Origin of the sequence: Mesorhizobium sp. M0500 (assembly GCF_040321165.1) — a bacterium.
In the GTDB taxonomy this organism is placed as follows: domain Bacteria; phylum Pseudomonadota; class Alphaproteobacteria; order Rhizobiales; family Rhizobiaceae; genus Mesorhizobium.
This window is the reverse complement of the sequence record NZ_JAMYRB010000096.1, coordinates 1-590: the sequence shown is the minus strand read 5'-3', so window position 1 is coordinate 590 and position 590 is coordinate 1. Positions and strand designations below refer to the sequence as shown.

Sequence of the window (590 nt, the reverse complement as noted above, 5' to 3'; positions counted from 1 at the left end):
ATCGTCGACTGGTACATGGCCGGCAAGATCGAGATCGATCCGATGATCACCCACACGCTGACGCTCGAGGACATCAACAAGGGCTTTGACCTGATGCATGAAGGCAAGTCGATCAGGAGCGTGGTGGTTTACTGAGGAGGAGAAAGCCGCCGGCTAACCAGCCAGCGGCCGAAAAATGCAGATGTTCAACACGGGAGGAAACAAAAATGCCGGAAAAACTGCATCCTAAAATCGACAATGGACTGCCCCGGGAAAAGGCCGACTTTGCCGGCGGCACGCTGGTCTGCGCCTGCACCAGCAACCCGGTCAAGGTGAAGGTCAAGGGCCAGATCGCCCATAACCATGCCTGCGGCTGCACCAAATGCTGGAAGCCGGAAGGCGCACTGTTCTCGGTCGTGGCGGTTGCCGGTACAAACGACGTGACGGTGACCGAAAACGGCGACAAGCTGAAGATCGTCGATCCGGGCGCGCTGATCCTGCGCCATGCCTGCACCGGCTGCGGCGTCCACATGCACGGCCCGGTCGAGCGCGACCACGCTTTCAAGGGGCTGTCCTTCATCCATCCCGAACGCTTCCAGGAAGACGGCTGG

At 59.8% G+C, this 590-nt stretch carries 1 protein-coding gene and 1 pseudogene; both read left to right on the top strand.

Annotated features, from left to right (window positions below; genetic code table 11):
* Window positions 1-135 (top strand): annotated as a pseudogene (locus tag NKI70_RS33915) (S-(hydroxymethyl)glutathione dehydrogenase); the annotation flags it as partial.
* Window positions 136-206: 71 nt separating this feature from the next.
* On the top strand, window positions 207-590 hold a 384-nt coding region (locus tag NKI70_RS33910; RefSeq protein ID WP_352726474.1), incomplete at its 3' end, for a GFA family protein.